Annotated in this window: 1 protein-coding gene; it reads left to right on the forward strand. The window is 75.1% G+C overall.

The genetic code is table 11. The features are described from left to right. Nucleotides 1–97: 97 nt before the first annotated feature. A partial coding sequence (locus tag FGF04_RS39495; protein ID WP_149516205.1) for a hypothetical protein occupies nt 98–978 on the forward strand: 881 nt, incomplete at its 3' end.

Raw genomic sequence — 978 nt, forward strand, 5'->3', positions numbered from 1 at the left:
GAGATGGGGATGGGGATGGGATCCGGTCCCCACTACCCCGGGATCACCGACGGAACCGTCCACCACCACGGCACCCACGTACGGGACAATCGCACACGTGCCGGAGTACGCCTCGATCACCACCCTCGACGCCCTCCTCGACGACCTGCGGGTCGGCGAGGCGCGGCGGCGCCAGCTCACCATGGTCCGCGGGGAGCTGCACCGGGCCCTGGACCGCGGCGGACTGCCGGTGGGCGCCCGGCGCAGCCTGCGCCGCCTCCTGGAGAAGGAGGCGCTGACCACCTACCTGCGCCTCGCCGAGTCCGGGGCATTGCGCGAGCGCGAGGTCGCCGGTGGCCGTCCGCCCACCTCGCAGGCCACCAACGCGGCCCGGCACCGCTGCCTGCACCTGCTGCGCGCCGCGCACGGGCTGCCCCCGCTGCACCTGGGCGGCGCGGGTCGCACACCGCCTCGCCCCACCCCCGACCACGGCACCCTCACCGCCCTGCGCCGCCGCCTCGACCAGGACCTCGCCACCGCGATGTCGCCGGGGCACACGCGGCTCACCGCGCTCCTGGCCCTGGTCCTGGACGCGGCTCCGCGCGCCGGAGAACTCACCGCCCTGCGCCTGTCCCACCTCACCCCCGACCGTACGGCGGTGTTCATCCAGCGGCGCCCCCAGAACGGCGGCGACAAGGKGGACGACGTCTGGTGCGCCCTCTCCCCCCTCACCCGGGCCGCGCTGGAACGCTGGCTCGCGGTCCGCGGCCCGCTGGTCGAACGCGCCCACGGCACCAGCCGGCTGTGGGTGAGCCTGTTCGTCAACCACGACGGCACCCTCCACCAGCACGGCCGGGCCGTCCTGCGCCCGCCCGGTCTGCCGCTGGAGGAGAAGGGCCTGCTCATCAGCTACCGCACCGGCCGGGCCCGTTACGACCTGACCACCCTGCTGCCGCCCAAACTAGAGCAACTGCGGCGTGCGGTCCGCGACCAGACCCC

Source organism: Streptomyces apricus, from assembly GCF_008369065.1.
Taxonomy (GTDB): domain Bacteria; phylum Actinomycetota; class Actinomycetes; order Streptomycetales; family Streptomycetaceae; genus Streptomyces; species Streptomyces apricus.